The sequence below is a fragment of the Streptomyces sp. H27-H1 genome, from assembly GCF_026627445.1.
In the GTDB taxonomy this organism is placed as follows: Bacteria; Actinomycetota; Actinomycetes; order Streptomycetales; family Streptomycetaceae; genus Streptomyces.
Window position 1 is genome coordinate 1 of the sequence record NZ_JAPNLJ010000018.1, and the last position, 18,861, is coordinate 18,861.

The window sequence follows — 18,861 nt, forward strand, 5'->3', positions numbered from 1 at the left end:
GAGACACCGGGCGGCCAGGTGAGGGCAACCATCGAGGGCAACCGACTGAAAGCCATACCCGGTGTCTCTGGATCTCCGGACCTTACGACTGGCCCATCCGACCCATCAACAACGTAGGACCGACTGAAGGAATCGCCGTGTTGAACCAAGGCATCGGCTCCTGGCCGGCACGCCGGGCCCGCAGGAGCCCCGACCGAATCGCCCTCGTCCACCAGGACCGCACCCGGACCTACCGGGAACTGCATCAGCGCGTCCTCCGTCTCGCCAACGCCCTGCGCGCCCTCGGCGTCCTGCGCGGCGACCGGATCGCCTACCTGGGCCCCAACCACCCGGCGTTCCTGGAGACACTGTTCGCCGCCGGTGTGCTCGGGGCGGTCTTCGTCCCGCTCAACACCCGGCTCGCGACACCGGAACTGGCGTACAACCTGGCCGATTCCGGCAGTACGGTCCTCGTCCACGCGCCGGAGCAGACGGAGGCCGCCCGGGCCGCGGCCGACGAGGCCGGCGTGGTGCGGCACCGGATCACGCTCGCCGCACCCGGGCACGCGGGCCTCGTCTATGAGGACTTGCTCGCCGCGAACGGACCCGAGCCCCTGAACGAGGCCGTCGCCCCCGGAGACCCGTGCATGATCATGTACACCTCCGGGACCACCGGCCGGCCCAAGGGCGCCGTGCTCACCCACGGCAACATCATCTGGAACAGCGTCAACGTGATCGTCGACACCGACCTCGCCGGCGACGAGGTCACCCTGGTCGTGGCACCGCTGTTCCACACCGCCAGCCTCAACATGACCTGCCTGCCCACCCTCCTGAAGGGCGGACAGGTGGTGCTGCTCGACGCCTTCGACCCCGACCGGGTCCTGGAAACCGTCGAACGCCGAAGTGTCACCTACATGTTCGGCGTCCCCACGATGTACGACGCCATGGCCGCCCGGCCCCGCTGGAGCACCGCCGACCTGTCCAGTCTGCGCACCCTCAACTGCGGCGGCGCGCCGGTCCCGGCCCGTACCATCGCCGCGTACCTCGACCGCGGCCTGGCCTTCAGCCAGGGCTACGGGATGACCGAGGCGTCCCCGGGCGTGCTCTTCCTGGACCGGGAGCAGGTCGCAGCCAAGCCCGGTTCCGCCGGAGTACCCCACTTCTTCACCGACACGCGCGTCGTCCTCCCCAGCGGGAAGGACGCCGCTCCTGGGGAGCGGGGCGAGGTACTCGTCCAAGGCCCGAACGTGATGAGCGGCTACTGGAACCGGCCCGAGGACACCGAGGCCGCCTTCACCGACGGCGACTGGCTGTGTACGGGCGATGTCGCCCGGCTCGATGCCGACGGCTACGCCTACGTCGTCGACCGGGTGAAGGACATGTTCGTCTCCGGTGGCGAGAACGTCTACCCGGCCGAGGTCGAAGGCGTCCTCCTCACCCACCCCGCTGTCGAGGAGTGTGCCGTCGTAGGCGTGCCGGACCCGGTCTGGGGCGAGGTCGGCCGCGCGGTCGTCGTGCTTGGACCCGGCCGCCGCGCGGATGAGCACGACCTGCTCGGCCACCTCCAGGGCCGACTCGCCAAGTACAAGATTCCCAAGTCGGTGGTCTTCGCGGACGTCCTGCCCCGCACGGCCTCCGGAAAGATCGTCAAACCCGCCGTACGCGACCGCTACGTGGAGTGACCCGCCAATCTCCCCGTGCGTCACCCGTGCCCCGTCGGGGGCCGGTTCTCCACCCGGCCGCTCCCACCCCGTCACCCACTACCGAACGGACCGATTCACCATGCCCGTCACCGCCCACGGCCTCGACGCCCTCACCGCCCTCAGTGGAGCCGACCTCGGCCACACCGCATGGCGGGAGATCACCCAGGTACGGGTGAACACCTTCGCCGACGCCACCGACGACCACCAGTGGATCCACACCGACCCGGAGAAGGCCAAGACCGGCCCGTTCGGAGGCCCGATCGCCCACGGCTACCTCACCCTCTCCCTCGTCATCCCGATGTTCGGCGAGCTCCTGGACATCACCGGCGTCTCCATGAGCGTCAACTACGGCCTGGACAAGGTCCGTTTCCCCAGCCCCGTCCCCGTCGGCGCGAAGGTCAGGTTGCACGGCGCCGTCGGCACCGTGGAGGAGATCAAGGGCGACGGCGTGCAGATGCCCCTCACCTTCACCATCGAGGTCGAGGGCAGCGCCAAGCCGGCCTGCGTGGCCCTGGCGGTCTACCGCCACTACGCCTGAGAGGACACCCATGGACAAGGTCGTGGCCAGCGCCGCCCAGGCGGTGGCGGACATAGCCGACGGCGCCTGCGCCGCGGGGGGCACTGGCGCCGTGTGACGTCGTCCACGACCTGCGACGCCGGGGGACCAGCGCCCATGGGGACGGGGGCACAGTCGCAGCTGAGGGGCCGTTTCAGGGCAATCCGAAACGGCCCCTCAGTCGTTTCCGGGCCCGCCTGCGGATCGAGGTGGTCCGCGTTGCGTGGCGCACTCGACTTGAGAGGCAAGTGATTGCTTGCCTAACCTATAGCGGTGGCTGATGACCTCGATGACCTCTTCAGGGCTTTGGCCGACCCGACCCGCCGCACCATCCTCGACGAGCTCGCGGAGAAGTCCGGGCAGACGCTGTTCGAGATCTGCTCGCGGCTGAGCATGAAGCATCGGCTCGGCATCTCGCGCCAGGGCATCTCCCAGCACCTCGCCGTGCTGGAGGGCGTCGGACTCCTCGAGACCAGGCGTGAGGGCCGGTACAAGTTCCACGACCTGAATACGGCCCCGCTCCGGCAGATCGCCGAGCGGTGGCGCACGCACGATCCGTCCGGACCGGAAGAGAGCACCCCGTGAAGATCCACCTGACCAGTGTCTTCGTCGACGACCAGGCCGAGGCCCTGCGCTTCTACACCGAGATCCTCGGATTCGTGAAGAAGCACGACGTCCCGCTCGGCGGGGAGGACCGGTGGCTGACCGTCGTCTCGCCCGACGAGCCCGGCGGCACCGAACTCCTCCTGGAGCCCGCCGGCCACCCCGCCGCCAAGGCCTACCGGGACGCGCTCGTCGAGGAGGGCATCCCGCTCGCCCAGTTCGCTGTAGAGGACGTGATGGCGGAGTACGAGCGCCTGCGCGCCCTCGGCGTCCGCTTCACCCAGGAGCCACTGGCGATGGGCCCCGTCACCACTGCCGTCTTCGACGACACGTGCGGCAACCTGATCCAGCTCGCGACCGAGCCGCAGTAGCCGGCCGAGAAGCCGGCCCGCGCCAGGGCGAGGGGCGCGCCGGGCGGCCCTGGCGGGAGGCGCGGTTGGGGCGTCGCATCGCCTTCTCCGCGAAGAGTCCATCTTCGCGTAAGCCAAGGCCATCCGCGTTGGTCTGAAATGGATCACTTGGGGTCAGGTTGCGTTGTTATCAGGATGATGCCTGCTCAGATTTAGCTGTGCAAATGCGAATTGGTTCCCTTACTCTGCGCTGATACACGTGCTTGACGTTCTCAGAGGGACTCCCATTCCATGACTCATCGAAGAGCCGGTGCCCGAGTGCCCCGCGCACTCGCAGCCCTTCTCGCGCTCGTCCTCCCGCTCTCCGCGGCAGACCTGCTCACGGCGCCCGGCGCAGCCGCAGCGACCCAGGCCAAGCCCGAGGTCACCCGCGCGGAAGCTTTCGAAGGGAACTGGGCGCCCGGGGCCGACGGCCTCAGGCCCGTTCCCTGCAACGCCTTGATGGGCCACAGCGACCTGACAATGACCGCAGGCCTGCGTGACAACGACGGCGGCACCGTCACGGCCCAGTTCGTCGTCACCACTGCCGCGGGCAAGGCCGTACCGGTCTCCAACGGCGCCACCACGGTGTCCAGCGGCGGCACGGCGACCGCAAAGGTCCTCGACGAGAACCTCCCCACCGGCGCCTACAAGTGGAAGGTCCGCGCAAGGGACAAGGACGGCAATTACAGCGCCTTCACCAGCGAGTGCGCCTTCAGTGTCGACGCGATCGCGCCCGTCGAGCCCGTCACCGTCACCGTCACCAAGGAGGACGGTACCCCCGTCACCGTTCAGCCGGCGCGCACCAAGTTGCGCCTCAAGTTCAAGCACCCGGCCGCCGACCTCGCCGGCTTCTGCTGGTTCATGGACAGCCCCGTCTCGGTCAACCGTTGCGACGGAGGCGGAGGCGGAGGCGCAGGCACCTGGACTCCTGTCGCCGATGGCGCCACGGAAGCTACCGTCGAAGTCATCCTCGCGATATGGCCCCGGAGCACCCTGAATGTCTTCGCCGTGGACAAGGCAGGCAACCAGTCACCGGGTGACGCCACCACGGTGCTGAATACCTCTCGGCCGTCCTTCATCTACCCGGCCGGGCAGACTCCGTTGACCACGTGGGGCCAGGACCTCCTCGGCGACCTCAACGGCGACGGTTTCACCGACTTGCTCAGCCCCGAACCGGATGGCGGCCTGCGTCTCTACGCCGGCAACGGAACCGGCCGCGTCCAGATGAGCATCGTCGGAGATTCCGGTTGGAAGGATGCGCTGATCGCGCACGGTGGTGACTTCGCCGGCTTGCTCTCCTTCACGGACGCGCCTGATGGCTTTGAGGACGCCGTTGTCCGCCTGGGCGACGGCAAGCTCTACCTCTACGCCGGCAACGGGCTCGGTGGTTTCTCCCACGCGAAGCGGATGGCGCTGGCCCCGCCGAAGGATCTCGGTTCCAAGGGCTGGGGGCGAGTCCAGCAGATCATCGCCCCCGGCGACTTGGACCAGCGCACCGAACCCGGCTACAGGAAGGGCGACGACCTGGCCGCCATCGAGTGCGTGGACGATGCCTGTTCCGGTGCGCGCCTGCGGATCTATTCCGGACAGACCCTGGGCGGTGGAGGCGCGAACCAGACCGCACCCTTTGACTTCCAGAATCCCGCTTACACCGGCGGCAGCACCTGGAAGAACTACACGGTCCTCGCCATCGGGGACCAGAACGGCGACGGCGTCAAGGACGTCCTTTCCCGCAACAAGACCGACGGGAACCTGTACCTCTACGCCGGCAAGATCGGCGCGGACGGCAAGTTCGGCCTCGCGTCCCGCACCGCCTATGCCACCGGGGGCTGGCAGTCCGCCAACCGTCCGTTGATCGCCAGCCACGGCAACACGCAGGGCACCATCGTCAGCAAGACGATCACTGACGACGAGGGCCGGGTCATCGCGTACAAGCAGTTCCAGCCCAAGGCGGGCGACGAGCAGGGTGACGTCTGGGCCACCACTCGGGCCGACCCCAACTCGCGGGTGAACTACGTCAACAGCGCGGGTATGGCGGCCAGCACCACCTGCCCCACCGGCTGCCTGCTCTTCTACCCGGGCGGCCCCACCGCCCTCAAGGCGCCCCTCCTGATCGGCGCGAGCAACTGGTCCACCAGCATCACGAACATCTTCTGACCTCACTCGCCTCGCCCCAACCAGCAGATGTGGCCCCCGTCGAATGACGGGGGCCACATCAGCGTGAGGAGCCCGCTACCACCCGCCCTGCCGGCCGGCTGGGTCCGCTCAGCGGGGCTTGCCCGCGGGATCGGTGCCGGTCGGTCCGTGGGTCTGGTCCAGTGGTCGGCCGGCGTGCAGCTCCAGCGGGCCGGCGCCCGTCGCGCGGGCCCCGAGGCAGGCCTCGATCTGGCGGCGGAGCGCGGGTTTGACGAACCGGCGCAGCTCGGCCGGTGCCACCGCCCGCCATTGCAGGAGCTCCGTCCCGGGCAGGCGGATCCGGGCCAGGTCGGCTGAACCGAGGGTGCCGCCGTCGTAGAGGAAGCGGACCCGGGCCGGATAGCCGGGACGGTGGGACCAGTTGACGCCGAGCAGCCGGCCCGGGGCGAGGTCGAGGCCGAGCTCCTCCAGGACCTCCCGGCGGGCCGCGGCGCGCGGGATCTCGCCGAGGTCGCTGTCGATGCCGCCGCCCGGCAGGTTCCAGTGATCCGTGTCGCCGTACGCGGGCCGCACCAGCAGGACACCGCCCGCCGAGTCGGTGAAGATCACGCTCGCCGCCGTGAGGGCCTTGGGGCGGGCCGCCCGGTGGCCTGCGGGGTCGTAGGCGCCCGCGTGCTCCAGCTCCGCCCGGCGCGCCGGGTCGAGGCCGGCCGGGGAGCCGGGCTGCGGCACCCCGCCGATCAGGTGCGCGAGGGAGCCGGCGTACAGGGCGGCCAGGGCGGCGCTCAGCCGGGGCGCGTTCCGGGCGGGCAGGGCCTCGTAGGCCTCCTCCGGGGTGAGCCAGCGCGCCTCGGTGATCTCCCCGTCCGGGAAGGAGATCGCGGAGGCCTCCTCGGTCGTGAGCGGCCCGACGAGGTGGACGTGAACGACGAGGGACCGGCCGAGGGGCCCCGGCGGGCGGGAGTCCACGGCGAGCAGCCGCCCGACCGGCACGCTCAGGTCCAACTCCTCCTTCAGCTCACGGGCCAGCCCTTCCTCCGGGGTCTCGGTGTCCTCCACGCCCCCGCCCGGGAGATCCAGTTCGGTCTTGTACGAGGTGGTGAGCACGAGGACCCGCCCGCGGGAATCCAGCACGATCCCGGTGGCGGCCACGAGGGGGGAGGGATGGGCGGCGTAGTAGGCGCGGACCGAGTCGGTGTACGGGGACGGGGTCGCGGGCTGATCCGGCACGGACGCTCCTGGAGGTGCGGGGTGATGACGTACGAGATGGCGTACGCGGTGGCGTGGCACGGTGATCCGTACCCACTGGGGGAGTGTCCAAGAGCTGGAGCCCGACAGCAGCGCAGCCGCCTGACTTCCTCTGTGGATCGGGTCGGCCGATCGGGTGGCCGCATGGATCCGTGGGGGGTGTCAGCCCTTGCCCGACCCTTGCCCAGGCTATCGAAATTCGATAGGTTTCCATCGTGAGTCGATGGAGGAGTGGGTCATGGGAAAGCTGACCGTGCGTGCGCTGCGCGCCGTGCTCGTGGTGGTGCTCGTGGGCACCGTGTTGGTGCAGGGGTCGATGGTGTGGGCGTTGGCCACCGAGCCGGAGGAGGGGTCGGGGTCGCTGCCGCTGACCCCGCTGCGGGTGGCCACGATCCTGGGTGTGGTGTCGGTCCAGGTCGCCCTGGTCTGCGTGTGGCGGCTGGTGGCGATGGTGCGACGCGGAACGGTGTTCTCCCACGCCGCCTTCCGGTACGTGGATGTCGTGATCGGCGCGATCGTGGCCGTGGCCCTGGTGTGGTTCGTGGTCACGGCCATCAACGCACCCGGTCAGCGGGAGGATCCGGGTGTCACCGTCATCATGGCTGGGATCGGTGTGGCCATCCTGGGAATCGCGCTCATCGTGCTCGTACTGCGGATGCTGCTCGCCCAGGCCGTCGCGCGCGACGGCGAAGCGGCGCAGATGCGGGACGAGTTGGACGAGGTGATCTGATGCCGATCGCCGTCGACATCGACGTGATGCTGGCCAGGCGGAAGATGTCCGTGGGCGAGCTCGCGGACCGCGTGGGAATCACACCCGCCAACCTGGCGGTACTCAAGAACGGCCGCGCCAAAGCGGTGCGCTTCACGACGCTCGCCGCGCTCTGCGAGGTGCTCGAGTGCCAGCCGGGCGACCTGCTGCGCTGGGAGGCCGAGGAGGCGGCGGCGGACGGATGACGCGCACGCGGATATTCGGCCGTGCCACTCGCGCAGTTGCGTCGGCAGCGGCACTTGGCGCCGGCGTCGAGGGGGCGCCGGTATCGCCGTGGTTCGGCTCCGGCTCCGCCCGTGAGGCTGGAAACGTCCGCGCACAAGACGATGGGACATGTTTCTGAGACGGTAGGTCATTACGCGGCTCATTCGATCTCCCTAACGTTGAGGCATCAACCCGAACGGCAAGGGAGAGTCGCCATGCGTGCTGTTGTTCAGAATTCCTTCGGTGGACCCGAGGTCCTGGAGACCGTCGACATCGACCGGCCCAAGCCCCTCGGCGGAGAGGTGCTCATCCGCGTGCGGGCGAGCGGCGTGAACCCCGTGGACGTCGCCGTCAGATCGGGGGCCTACCCGCTGCTGGGCGAGCCGGCCTTCGGTGTGGGCTGGGACATCTCAGGAGTGGTGGAGGAGGCCGGTCCGGGAGCCCGGTTCAAGGTGGGGGACGAGGTGTTCGGGATGCCGTTCTTCCCACGTGCCGCGACCGGGTACGCCGAGTACGTCGCCGCACCCTCGCGGCAGGTCGCCCGCAAGCCCGCCTCGATCGACCACGTACAAGCCGCCGCCGTACCGTTGGCCGCGCTGACCGCCTGGCAGGGGCTGGTGGACGCGGCGCAGGTGAAAGCCGGCGACCGGGTGCTGATCCACCGCGCCGCCGGAGGTGTCGGGCACTTCGCCGTGCAGATCGCGAAGGCCCGGGGCGCGCATGTGATCGCGCTGGCCAGTGAGGCGCGGCACGAGTTCGTACGGGGCCTCGGGGCGGACGAGGTGATCGACTACCGGGTCACCGACTTCACGGATGCGGTACGCGATCTCGATGTCGTCTTCGACTCGAGTGCCGAGGGCGCGCGTTCGCTGAGCGTGCTGCGGCCGGGCGGCACCCTGGTGAGCATCATGGAGCACTGGAACGCGGAGCTGGCGGCCGAAGTCGAGGCGGCTGGAAGGCATTTCGCGGGTGTGTCGGTCGAGCCCGACTACGCGTCGCTCGAGGCGATCGCCGCGCTGATCGATGCGGGACGGATCCGGCCGCACGTGCAGGAGACGTTCCCCCTCGAAGAGGCGGGGAAGGCGCACGAACTGGTCGGCTCCGGGCGGGTCCAGGGGAAGATCGTGCTCACCGTACGGTGAGGCCATGGACATCCTGACTGAGGCCTTGAGTTCGATGCGGACCGGGCTGCCGACGTCCGTGCGCACCGACGGCCGCGCCCCCTGGGGGCTCCGGCTTCCGCCCGTCGCAGGGGCAGGCTTCCATGTGGTGCTGTACGGAACGTGTTGGCTGGTCCCGCTGGAAGACGCCCCGCCCCATCTGGGCCCGATCGCCCTGAGTCCGGGTGATGTGGTCTTCCTGCGCGACGGCCGGGGGCACATCCTCGCCGACCACCCGTCCACGCCGGCCGAGGTGGAGAGGCCCGAGCAGTTCCGCCCGGGGTCGCCGATCGCCGCCGTGCGGCTGGGCGGCGACGGCGCCCTGACCAGCCTGCTGTGCGGCAACTACCACTTGGACCAGGGGCGGCCTCACCCGTTGGTGAAGCAGCTCCCCGAAGTGATCCACCTGCAGACGCGGCACGGCCGCCACCCCGAGCTGAGCGCCGCCGTCCAGCTGCTCGGGATGGAGCTGGAGAACCCGCGCATCGGATCGGTCGGCATCGTCCCCACGCTGATCGACTCGCTGCTGCTCTACATCTTGCGCGCCTGGCTGGAGGACCAGCCACCGGCGGCCGGGCGGGGCTGGGCCGCGGCGCTCGGCGACCCGGCGGTCGCCCCGGCGCTGGCGGCCATCCACGGGGATCCCTCGGCCCAGTGGACCGTGGAGTCGCTGGCGGTCCGGTCGGGGCTCTCACGGGCGGCCTTCGCGCGCAGGTTCGCGGCGCTCATCGGCGAGCCGCCCATGGCCTACCTGACCCGTTGGCGCATGACGACCGCGGCCCGGCTGCTTCGCGAGTCCGACAACCCGCTGATCGCTGTCGCCGCGCAAGCCGGATACGGCTCCGAGTTCGCCTTCGCCAAGGCCTTCAAACGCGAGTACGGGCTGGCCCCCGGCGGATACCGACGCCAAACCCGGAGCGCTTGAGCTCGACCCTGCCGCGGAGCTCGGAGTGACGGCCTCCTCCTCGGTCAGGCTCGGGTGAGGAGGAGGGCGCCCATCGTGACCATGGTTGCCGCGACGAGTGCGTCCAGGGCTCGCCAGGCCGAGGGGCGGCCGAGCGGTCCGCTGAGCAGGCGGGCTCCGTAACCGAGGGCCCCGAACCAGGTGAGGCTGGCCAGGACCGCCCCGGCGCCGAAGGCCCAGCGCAGGTCGCCGCGGCCGGCGGCGAGGGACCCCAGGAGCAGCACGGTGTCGAGGTACACATGCGGGTTGAGCCAGGTCATGGCCAGGCAGGTCAGCACGGCGCGCCGGGTGGAGGCGGCGCCCCTGCCACCGCCCGGGGCGAGGGCGGCCTCCGGGGCGGGGCTTAGCACCCGGCGGGCGGCGAGGGCTCCGTAGCCGATCAGGAAGGCGCCGCCGACGAGGCCGACGAGGGTGAGGGCGGGCGGCCAGGCGGTGACGAACGCCCCGACCCCGGCCACGCCGAGGGCGATGAGGACCGCGTCCGACAGGGCGCAGATGGCGACCACGGCGAGGACCGAGTGGCGGCGTACGCCCTGGCGCAGGACGAAGGCGTTCTGGGCGCCGATGGCGACGATGAGGGAAAGCCCGGTTCCGAAGCCCGCGAGGGCCGCCGGGATGATGCCGTGTGTCATGTCTTCGACCGTAGGCAGCGGCCGGGTGAGGAGTACAGCTAAAGATTCTTACGTAGCATTAGCTCTCGTGATGGACGAACTGCCTGCCGACCAGGTACGGACCCTGCTCGTGGTGATCGACGAGGGCACCTTCGACGCGGCGGCCGCCGCCCTGCACGTGACCCCGTCCGCCGTCAGCCAGCGCGTCAAGGCATTGGAGCAGCGGACCGGGCGGGTGCTGCTGATGCGGACCAAGCCCGTGCGGGCGACCGAGTCCGGGGAGGTCGTCGTGCGCTTCGCGCGGCAGCTGGTCCGGCTGGAACGCGACGCACGGGCCGAGCTCGGCATGGCCGAGGGCCTGGGGCCGGTGCGGCTGCCGATCGCGGTCAACGCGGACTCGCTGGCCACCTGGTTCCTGCCCGCGCTGACCGGGGTGGATCAGGACCCGCCGGTCTGCTTCGAACTGCACCGGGAGGACGAGGGACACGCGACGGAACTCCTCCGGGACGGGCGGGTGATGGCGGCGGTCACCTCGCAGCCGGCGCCCGTGGCGGGGTGCACGGTGCGCAGGCTGGGACTCGCGCGGTACCTGCCGGTGGCGAGCCCGGGGTTCGCGGCGAAGCATCTGCGGGGGGCGGTGGAGCGGGACCTCAGGGTCGCGCCGGTCGTCGTGTTCGACCGGCTGGACCTGATCCAGGACAACTTCGTGCGGATGGTCACGGGGGACGCGGGCGCCAGGGCGTCGGAGGTACGCCACTACGTGCCGACGTCGGAGGGGTTCTGCGATGCGGCCGTAGGCGGGCTGGGCTGGGCGATGGTGCCGCAGGCGCAGGCCGACCCCTTGGTGGAGGCGGGGAAGCTGATGGTGATCGCGCCGGGGCGGACCCTCGACGTACCGCTCTACTGGCAGCAGTGGAAGCTGGACTCGCCCGCGCTGTCGAAGGTGGCGGAGGCGGTCGCGCGGGCGGCGGCGGGCGCGCTCGGCCAAGACGTGTCCCTCTGATCGGCGGACCGGGTGCGCCGGGCCGGAGGGAATCTTGGTCTGCGGGGCCGACGGAACCGGGTAACGTCTTTGTCATGTTCTTCCAGACACCGATTTACGAGTGAGAGCGTGATGGGCCCCTGCTGACGTCCTTCGACGTCGCCGCGCCCGTCCCCCACCGATGAATCCGTAGATCACCGCACATCATTACCGGGAGAACCCGTGACCGTAAGCAAGAACATCAACAACCCCGTGGGGCAGGGTGGCGGCCAGCGCAAGAGGCAGTCGCGCGCCGAACGGCAGAACAACGGTCCGCACCGCAACTTCGACCGCCAGGGTGCCGCCGACCAGAAGGCGGAACTGGTGCGCAAGATGCGCGAGAAGGCAGACGCTGCCGAGGACGCCGGGCAGACGGACGACGACACCGCACAGAGCTGACGCACCGCCGCCGCGGGCGGCACCGCACGGAGCAGGGCCCGGACCGCGACGCGCGGTCCGGGCCCTGCTGCCGCATCGGGGCCCGGCCGGGGCCCTTGGCCTGCGAGGACCGGGCCGGGGAGGGCTTAGGCTGCGGGCATGGAGTCCTACACGATCGGCCAGGCGGCGCGGCTGCTCGGCGTCAGCGTCGACACGGCCCGGCGGTGGGCCGACGCGGAACGGTTCCCGACGCGTCGGGAAGGTACCCGGCGGATGGTCGACGGGCCGGACCTGGCCGCGTTCTGCGTGGAGGTCGCGCAGGAGAGCGGCGAGGGCGACGAGGCCCCGTACACCTCGGCGCGCAACGCCTTCGCCGGCATCGTGACCGGCGTGAAGCTGGGCACGGTCGACGCGCAGGTGGAGATCCAGGCCGGACCGCACCGCGTCGTGTCCCTGCTGACCCGGGAGGCGGTCGAGGAACTCGGCCTGGAGGTCGGAGCGAGGGCGACGGCGCGGGTGAAGTCGACGAGCGTCTTCATCGACCGGACCTGAGCGACCCGCGGGGAAGGCCCGGCGTCCCCGGGCCGGTTCGCGGACCCGCCGAGGCGCTCGGCGGCCGTGTCGGCGGCCTCGTGCCGGCGGCCCGGGCAAAAGGGCGCGTAGCCGCGCGACCCCGTGGCCCGGTGTTCCGAGTGCAGGTGGGACACTGGCCGGCGATCAGCCTGAGGGGAGTACGTTCGTTGTCCATGTTCAGCAACCTGCGCCGGGTCGTGCGCCGCGGCTACCGGCGCGCCGTCGACCTCAGCCACCCGGTCCGCTCCCCACTGGGCAGCGCCGTCGTCAACTGCATCGTCTACCGGGACGGCGTGCGCCAGGACGGCCACGCCGATGCCGGTGAGGCGCTGCACTGGGTCCGCAAGACGGGCGAAGGCTTCGTCTGGATCGGCCTGCACGAGCCGTCGCAGGAGGAATTCGCCGGGCTGGCAGAGTTGCTGGGCCTGCACCCGCTCGCCGTCGGGGACGTGGGCAACTCCCACCAGCGGCCCAAGATCGCAGGCTACGACGGGACCCTCTTCGCCGTGTTCAAGACGGTGCGGTACGTGGAGCACGAGGAACTGACCGCGACCAGCGAGGTGGTGGAGACCGGCGAGCTCATGGCCTTCGCCGGCCACGACTTCGTCATCACCATCCGGCACGGCGGCCGCGGCACCCTCGGGCCGGTGCGCGAGGAGCTGGAGGCGGCGCCCGAGCAGCTGGCCAAGGGGCCGGTGGCCGTCCTGCACGCGCTGGTGGATCACGTGGTCGACGAGTACGTGGCCGTCACGGACGCGGTGCAGAACGACATGGACGCCGTCGAGACCATGGTCTTCAGCGAGCACGGCGGCAGCGGGGACGCCGGCCGGATCTATCAGCTCAAGCGCGAACTGCTCGAACTGCGCCGGGCGGTGGCCCCGCTGGGCCGGCCGCTCCAGCAGCTGAGCACCCAGCCGCTCCCGGTCATCCCGCCGGAGATGCGCACGTACTTCCGTGACGTCGCCGACCATCTGACCCGCGCCACCGACCAGATCAACGCGTACGACGCCCTCCTCGACTCGATACTCCAGGCCCATCTCGCGCAGGTGACCGTCGCCCAGAACGAGGACATGCGCAAGATCACCGCATGGGCGGCCATCGTCGCCGTCCCGACGATGGTCTGCGGGGTGTACGGCATGAACTTCGACAACATGCCCGAACTGCACTGGACTTACGGGTACCCCCTCGTGCTCGGCGTGATGGCCGTCGCCTGCTTCGTCATCCACCGGGGCTTCCGGCGCAACGGCTGGCTGTGACACGGCCGCTGCCGTGGCCGCGGTGGCCACGCGGCGGAAATCCAGGTGAGGTTGACCGGCAACGCCCGATATGGTCGGCCTGGGCGCGGCTAAACGACGAACGGGCAGGTCAGGCATGCAGCAGGGGTCGACGGACGCGGTGACGGCGGGCGCGGTGACGGCGGTGGATCTGGTCGGTGAGCGGGTGCGGCTTGAACCGCTGGAGGCCCGCCACCACGACGGACTGTGCGAGGCGGTCCGCGACGGCAGCCTGTGGGAGCTCGCGGTGACCCTCGTCCCGCATCCGGACGATGTCCGGGGCTTCATCGAGGACGCGGTCGAGGCGCGCGAGGCGGGCAAGCAGATCCCGTACGCGACGGTGGACGTGGCGACGGGCCGGGTCATCGGGTCGACCCGGCTCATGATGATCAACACCGCGAACCGGCGCCTGGAGATCGGCTGGACCTTCCTCGCGGAGTCCTGGCAGCGCAGCGGCGCGAACACGGAGGCGAAGCTGCTGATGCTGACGCACTCCTTCGAGGCCATGGGCATGAACCGCGTCGAGCTGCTCACGGACGTGCGGAACGAGAAGTCGCGGGCGGCGATCGCCCGTCTCGGCGCGAAGTCCGAGGGTGTGCTGCGGCAGCACATGGTCATGCGGGACGGCTGGGTCCGCGATACGGCGGTGTACAGCCTCACGCGTCCGGAGTGGCCGGACGCGAAGCTCGGCCTGCGGAACCGCCTGGCAGCGGGCCGCTGGGCAGACCGGTCGGCGGGCCCGGCCGGCAGTTGAACCCAGCCGCCCGGGGTCGCCGCGGCGGCCCCGGCGGGTGCGTCAGTGTTCCGCGAGGCCCGGGATGTGTTCCGCAGGGGCCAGGACGCGTTCTGCCCGGGTAAGGAAGTGGGTGGGGGCGTCCTCGTACGTGGCCACGTGCCATTCCGCGGCTTCGAGGGCCGGGCGGAGGTTCGGCCCGGCCAGGGGGGCGTCGGCGCTGACGGCGCGGCCGTGGCGAGCCGCGCGCTCCGCACGCCCGGAGGGGTGGCGTGAGGTCGACGCCGATCACGGTGCCGGCGGCCTCCATCTCCTGAGTCGTGTCCCTGAGTCCTGCTCGCGACCGCCCGGGCTTGCCATGAATCGCGCATATGAGATCTCGACGGCCGTAAATCACCGCATATGCGTAAGTATTCCTCGAGCAGGCTTCTATATGCCAGAAGAGGAATCGTCGGGCATCGCCCGGTCGGAGCGTGGGTCGTACCGGGGTCTTGAGGTGGTGGGACTTCTGGTAGTAAAGTTTCCTAACGAAGTCGCCCGAGCATCAACTCCCTTATGGAGGACCTGTGTTCACCCCCCACCGCAAGCGACTGGCCGTAAGTGCCGTACTTGGCGCCGCCCTCCTCGCCGCACCCGTCACCGCTCACGCGACCGCCGCCCCCACCGCGCCGACGGCCGCTGTGCAGGTGTCGGCGGCCGTCGGACTCGACGATCCGGTGAAGAAGGACATCGCCATGCAGATCGTCTCCAGTGCCGAGAACTCCTCGCTGAACTGGAAGGCGCAGTACAAGTACATCGAGGACATAGACGACGGCCGCGGCTACACGGCCGGCATCATCGGCTTCTGTTCCGGTACCCACGACATGCTCGAACTGGTCGAGTACTACACGGACATCAAGCCGGGCAACGTGCTCGCCAAGTACCTCCCCGCCCTGCGGAAGGTCGACGGCAGCGATTCGCACTCCGGACTCGACCCCAACTTCACCAAGGACTGGGTGAAGGCGGCCTCCGACTCCGACTTCAAGAAGGCCCAGGGCCACGAGCGCGACCGGGTCTACTTCAACCCGGCCGTGAATCAGGGCAAGTCCGACGGCGTCGGCGTGCTCGGCCAGTTCACCTACTACGACGCCATCGTCATGCACGGTGACGGCACCGACTCCACCAGCTTCCGCAACATCCGCAAGCGCGCCCTCTCGAAGGCCAAGCCCCCGGCCCAGGGCGGCAACGAGACGACCTGGCTCAACGCCTTCCTCGACGCCCGGGTCTGGGCGATGAAGCAGGAGGAGGCGCACAGCGACACCAGCCGCGTCGACACGGCGCAGCGGGTGTGGGTCAAGAAGGGCAACCTCAACCTCAACACCCCCCTGGACTGGAAGGTCTACGGGGACCCGTTCCACATCGGCTGACCGCTCCGAGGAGCGGGCGGCGGCGGTCCGGGGCGAACTCCCCTCCCTCCCCGGGCCGCCGCCCGTCGCCGTACCGCCCACACCACGAGCACGGCCGCGCCGGCCAGTCCGTAGGCCACCGGGATCGTCGCCCCGCCGAGCGCGCGGACCGAGACGTACGCCGCCGCCCCCGCGAGCGCCACCCCCAGCCACTCGGCGCGGCCGTCCAGCGCCACCAGCGCGATCAGGAGCAGGGCGTACCAGGAGTACCCCGGAGTCATCAGCAGGAACGCCGTGCCCGTCACCAACAGGGCCGCGCTCCAAGGCTGTTCGGGGTCCCCGCGTTGCCAGACGTACACCGTGATCGCCAGTATCCCGGCCGCGACCGCGGGCACCGACCAGGAGTCCGGGAGCACCAGGCGCAGCAGCGCGTAGCGGCCGCCCGCGCCCGGATCCTCGTACCCCTCCTCCTCGGCGTAGCCGCCCAGGTAGCCGAAGACCGACGCGCGCGAGAACAGCACGTACGGCAGGTACGTCAGGCCCACCACCGCGGCCGCGGGCAGGAGCAGCGCCGCCGCGTCCCGCCACCGCCGGACGCCGGCCAGCGCGCCCGGCAGCAGCACGGCGGGCAGCAGCTTCGCCGCGATCGCCAGCCCGAACAGGGCCCCGCCGAGCGGGCGCCGGCGCACCACGACCCCCAGCGCCGCCACCGACAGCAGGACGGCGAGCACGTCGATGTGCGCGTTGTTCACCGCCTCCACCGCCACCGCCGGACACCAGGCCCAGTACGCGGCCGTACGGAGCCGCGCGCCCCGGCGCCGCTGGACCAGCAGCAGGGCCCCCGTGACGGCGAGCGCCAGCAGGGCCCCTCCGATCTGCAGGGCTTTGTGGCGCACGCCCGCCGGGGACAGGGCGTGGACCAGCCCGAAGTAGCCCTCGGCGACCGGCGGGTAGACGGTGTGGACGGAGGGCCGGTTGATCCGCGTGCAGACCCCCGGCTCGATGCCCACCCGGTCCGGCCCCGCGCAGGCGGCTTCGCCGCGCGGGAACAGCCAGTCGTCGCGCAGGTCGCGCAGCGCCGGATCGGCGGGGGCGTGGTCGTACGGGGAGACCCCGGCCGCCTGCACCCGCCCGTCCCAGGCGTAGCGGAAGGAATCGGTGCTGGTCAGCGGCGGCCCGGAGAGCCCCGCCGCGCAGCAGGCCAGCGCGCCCGCCAGCACGAGCGGGACCACGTACCGCTCCGGCACCCGCCGCAGCGACCAGGCGGCCGCGCCGAACAGGGTCCAGGCGGCCGCGTACCACCAGGTGAGCCGCGCCGGATCGGCGAAGTAGCCCTCCTCGTGGACGGCGGGCACGAGAACGACGGCCAGCGCGGCGAGCAGCAGCACGGTGAGGAAGGTCCGGGCGCGGGGGTGGTCCATGCGGGCCAGCCTCGCAGCGCGGGGCGCCGTCGGGCGGGTGACCCGGCCCGGTGTCCGCGTTTCGTAAGGTGTCGGGCGGGTGACCCGGGCGGGTGTCCGCGTTTCGTAAGGTGTCGGGCCGCCCGTGCCGGGCCCGGCGGCGCTCTCATGGGAGGCATGACTCCGCCCGTACCCCCTGCCGAGCCGCCGCCGCCCTCGCCGCCGCCCCCCGCCCCGCCGGAAGGCGTTTCCCGCTTCACGATCCGGCCGCCCTCCTTCACCGGCCGCCTCCACGACGCCCGCACCGCCACCTCCATCGGCCGCTGGCTCGGCGCGGCCTTCGCCGTCTGCTTCGTGACCGGCCTGATCAGCCACTACCTCCAGCATCCGCCCGGCTGGGCCGCGAACGTGCTGCCCAGCCGCCCGGTCTGGGGCTACCGGCTCAGCCAGGGCCTGCACATCGCCAGCGGGCTCGCGGCGATCGTGCTGCTCCTGGCCAAACTGTGGACGGTCTACCCGAGGCTGTTCGTGTGGCCGCCGGTGCGCAGTGTCCGGCACGGGCTGGAACGCCTGTCGGTGGCAGTGCTCGTGGCCTCCGCCGTCCTGCAGGTCTTCACCGGGCTCCTCAACATCGCCGAGTGGTATCCGTGGCCCTTCGGCTTCATCCAGACGCACTTCGCGCTCGCCTGGGTGGTGTTCGGCTCACTGCTCCTGCACGTTGCCGTCAAAGCCCCCGAGATCAAGGCCCATTGGAGCCGCCGGTCACCCGGAACGCTCCAACTTCCCGCCCAGGACGGCCCGGACCGGCGCGCCCTGATGATCGGGGTGGGCGCGGCCGTCGGAGCCGTCACCCTCACCACCGTCGGACAGGCCTTCACTCCCCTCAAGCGGCTCGACCTGCTCGCACCCAGGCACCCCGACCACGGACAGCAGGGACTCCCGGTCAACCGTACGGCCGCGGCCGCCAGGGTCACCGACGAGGCGGTGCGGGACTGGCGGCTGGAGGTACGGGGACCCGCCCCCTACACGCTGACACTCGATCAGCTCCGCTCCCTGCCCAGGGCGCAGGCGCGGCTGCCGATCGCCTGCGTGGAGGGCTGGAGCGTGGAAGCGCGCTGGAGCGGCGTCCGGATCCGCGACCTGATGGCGCGAGCCGGCGCCCCGCCCGGGGCCGGGCTGAGGGTCACCTCGCTGGAGAAGGGCGGCGCCTACCGGGTGATGGAGATGGGCCGGGACTACGCCGAGGACCCGCTGACCCTGCTCGCCCTGGAACTGAACGGGCAGGTCCTGAGCGCCGACCACGGCTACCCGGCGCGGGTCATCGCGCCGAACCGGCCCGGAGTCCTGCAGACCAAATGGGTCACCCTGCTGGAGGTGCTGTGAAGAGCCTGCGACTGCTCCTGGGCGGCGCCGGGCTGCTGTTGATCGCCATCGGGGGCCGGCTGCTGGCGGACCTGCCCGACCCCTTCGACGTGCTGGTGTGGCTGGGCGGGGCGCTCGTCCTGCACGACGGGATCATCGCGCCCCTCGTCCTGGCGACCGGCCTCGCGGTCGCCGCCGTGCCCGCGCGCGGCCCCGTACGGGGAGCCCTGCTGACGGCGGGCGTGCTCGTACTGGTCACCCTGCCCCTGCTGCTGCGACCGGGGGCGCCGCCGAACCCGTCGGCCCTGCCGCTGCCGTACGGGCGGAACCTGGCGGTGGTTCTCGCCGCGGTGGCGGTGGCCGCCGGGGCGACGGCGGTCGTGGGCCGGTGGCGGCGGCGCTCGCGCTGA

The 18,861-nt window shown here is 71.1% G+C and carries 20 protein-coding genes; 17 read left to right on the forward strand and 3 right to left on the reverse strand.

Translation table 11 applies throughout. The features are described 5' to 3' along the window. Nucleotides 1-137: 137 nt before the first annotated feature. The 5 genes from OTB20_RS20675 (at nucleotide 138) to OTB20_RS20695 (ending at nucleotide 5,390) form a co-directional block, all read left to right on the forward strand. On the forward strand, nucleotides 138-1,661 hold the full coding sequence (locus tag OTB20_RS20675) for an acyl-CoA synthetase (protein WP_267819529.1): 1,524 nt from the start codon (nucleotides 138-140) through the stop codon (nucleotides 1,659-1,661). Between the two features lie 100 nt (nucleotides 1,662-1,761). Next, the gene (locus OTB20_RS20680; RefSeq protein ID WP_267759157.1) at nucleotides 1,762-2,220 is read left to right on the forward strand and encodes a MaoC family dehydratase; all 459 of its coding nucleotides are present in this window, start codon (nucleotides 1,762-1,764) and stop codon (nucleotides 2,218-2,220) included. Nucleotides 2,221-2,511: 291 nt separating this feature from the next. After that, nucleotides 2,512-2,823, forward strand: a complete 312-nt coding sequence (locus tag OTB20_RS20685) for an ArsR/SmtB family transcription factor (RefSeq protein ID WP_267819531.1) — start codon at nucleotides 2,512-2,514, stop codon at nucleotides 2,821-2,823. Then, on the forward strand, nucleotides 2,820-3,212 hold the full coding sequence (locus OTB20_RS20690) for a VOC family protein (RefSeq protein WP_267819533.1): 393 nt from the start codon (nucleotides 2,820-2,822) through the stop codon (nucleotides 3,210-3,212). The genes OTB20_RS20685 and OTB20_RS20690 overlap by 4 nt, the downstream gene beginning before the upstream one ends. Nucleotides 3,213-3,482: 270 nt before the next feature. Continuing rightward, nucleotides 3,483-5,390 (forward strand): hypothetical protein, encoded by a 1,908-nt coding sequence (locus OTB20_RS20695; protein WP_267819535.1) that lies wholly within the window; start codon nucleotides 3,483-3,485, stop codon nucleotides 5,388-5,390. 108 nt (nucleotides 5,391-5,498) lie between these two features. Here the strand turns inward: OTB20_RS20695 and OTB20_RS20700 are convergent, their stop codons facing one another. Beyond that, entirely contained in the window at nucleotides 5,499-6,599 is a 1,101-nt protein-coding gene (locus OTB20_RS20700) for an NUDIX domain-containing protein (protein WP_267819537.1), read from the reverse strand. A 256-nt stretch (nucleotides 6,600-6,855) separates the two neighbouring features. Between OTB20_RS20700 and OTB20_RS20705 the strand changes: the two genes are divergently transcribed. The 4 genes from OTB20_RS20705 to OTB20_RS20720 all read left to right on the forward strand — a co-directional run bounded on the left by OTB20_RS20705 (nucleotide 6,856) and on the right by OTB20_RS20720 (nucleotide 9,675). Then, on the forward strand, nucleotides 6,856-7,347 hold the full coding sequence (locus OTB20_RS20705; RefSeq protein ID WP_267819539.1) for a DUF2975 domain-containing protein: 492 nt from the start codon (nucleotides 6,856-6,858) through the stop codon (nucleotides 7,345-7,347). After that, complete coding sequence (locus OTB20_RS20710) at nucleotides 7,347-7,571, forward strand: helix-turn-helix domain-containing protein (protein ID WP_267819541.1); 225 nt, start codon at nucleotides 7,347-7,349, stop codon at nucleotides 7,569-7,571. The genes OTB20_RS20705 and OTB20_RS20710 overlap by 1 nt, the downstream gene beginning before the upstream one ends. A gap of 234 nt (nucleotides 7,572-7,805) precedes the next feature. Continuing rightward, nucleotides 7,806-8,732, forward strand: a complete 927-nt coding sequence (locus tag OTB20_RS20715; protein ID WP_267819543.1) for an NADP-dependent oxidoreductase — start codon at nucleotides 7,806-7,808, stop codon at nucleotides 8,730-8,732. A 4-nt stretch (nucleotides 8,733-8,736) separates the two neighbouring features. Next, nucleotides 8,737-9,675 carry an AraC family transcriptional regulator gene (locus tag OTB20_RS20720; protein ID WP_267819545.1) on the forward strand — a complete coding sequence of 313 codons (939 nt, stop codon included), beginning with the start codon at nucleotides 8,737-8,739 and terminating at the stop codon, nucleotides 9,673-9,675. Between the two features lie 44 nt (nucleotides 9,676-9,719). Here OTB20_RS20720 and OTB20_RS20725 read toward each other — a convergent pair whose 3' ends face one another. Further along, the gene (locus tag OTB20_RS20725; RefSeq protein WP_267819546.1) at nucleotides 9,720-10,346 is read right to left on the reverse strand and encodes a LysE/ArgO family amino acid transporter; all 627 of its coding nucleotides are present in this window, start codon (nucleotides 10,344-10,346) and stop codon (nucleotides 9,720-9,722) included. A gap of 70 nt (nucleotides 10,347-10,416) precedes the next feature. On the opposite strand from OTB20_RS20725, the gene OTB20_RS20730 reads away from it, so the two are divergent. From OTB20_RS20730 to OTB20_RS20755, 6 genes are all read left to right on the forward strand, one after another. Beyond that, a complete protein-coding gene (locus OTB20_RS20730; RefSeq protein WP_267819548.1) occupies nucleotides 10,417-11,328 on the forward strand; it encodes a LysR family transcriptional regulator ArgP in 912 nt (303 codons plus the stop codon). A 201-nt stretch (nucleotides 11,329-11,529) separates the two neighbouring features. Further along, nucleotides 11,530-11,745, forward strand: a complete 216-nt coding sequence (locus OTB20_RS20735; protein ID WP_267758696.1) for a DUF6243 family protein — start codon at nucleotides 11,530-11,532, stop codon at nucleotides 11,743-11,745. Nucleotides 11,746-11,883: 138 nt separating this feature from the next. Further along, nucleotides 11,884-12,276 (forward strand): TOBE domain-containing protein, encoded by a 393-nt coding sequence (locus OTB20_RS20740; protein WP_267758695.1) that lies wholly within the window; start codon nucleotides 11,884-11,886, stop codon nucleotides 12,274-12,276. A gap of 194 nt (nucleotides 12,277-12,470) precedes the next feature. Then, nucleotides 12,471-13,553, forward strand: a complete 1,083-nt coding sequence (corA, locus tag OTB20_RS20745) for a magnesium/cobalt transporter CorA (protein ID WP_267819550.1) — start codon at nucleotides 12,471-12,473, stop codon at nucleotides 13,551-13,553. 115 nt (nucleotides 13,554-13,668) lie between these two features. Next, nucleotides 13,669-14,325 carry a GNAT family N-acetyltransferase gene (locus OTB20_RS20750; protein ID WP_267819552.1) on the forward strand — a complete coding sequence of 219 codons (657 nt, stop codon included), beginning with the start codon at nucleotides 13,669-13,671 and terminating at the stop codon, nucleotides 14,323-14,325. Nucleotides 14,326-14,870: 545 nt separating this feature from the next. Beyond that, on the forward strand, nucleotides 14,871-15,710 hold the full coding sequence (locus tag OTB20_RS20755; RefSeq protein ID WP_267819554.1) for a chitosanase: 840 nt from the start codon (nucleotides 14,871-14,873) through the stop codon (nucleotides 15,708-15,710). Here the strand turns inward: OTB20_RS20755 and OTB20_RS20760 are convergent. Continuing rightward, complete coding sequence (locus OTB20_RS20760) at nucleotides 15,683-17,110, reverse strand: glycosyltransferase family 87 protein (protein WP_267819556.1); 1,428 nt, start codon at nucleotides 17,108-17,110, stop codon at nucleotides 15,683-15,685. The genes OTB20_RS20755 and OTB20_RS20760 overlap by 28 nt on opposite strands. A gap of 156 nt (nucleotides 17,111-17,266) precedes the next feature. Here OTB20_RS20760 and OTB20_RS20765 point away from each other — a divergent pair, with 156 nt between their 5' ends. Together OTB20_RS20765 and OTB20_RS20770 are read left to right on the forward strand one after the other, a co-directional pair. Beyond that, entirely contained in the window at nucleotides 17,267-18,472 is a 1,206-nt protein-coding gene (locus tag OTB20_RS20765; RefSeq protein ID WP_267819558.1) for a molybdopterin-dependent oxidoreductase, read from the forward strand. Then, nucleotides 18,469-18,861 (forward strand): hypothetical protein, encoded by a 393-nt coding sequence (locus OTB20_RS20770; protein ID WP_267819560.1) that lies wholly within the window; start codon nucleotides 18,469-18,471, stop codon nucleotides 18,859-18,861. Before OTB20_RS20765 ends, OTB20_RS20770 begins: the two co-directional genes overlap by 4 nt.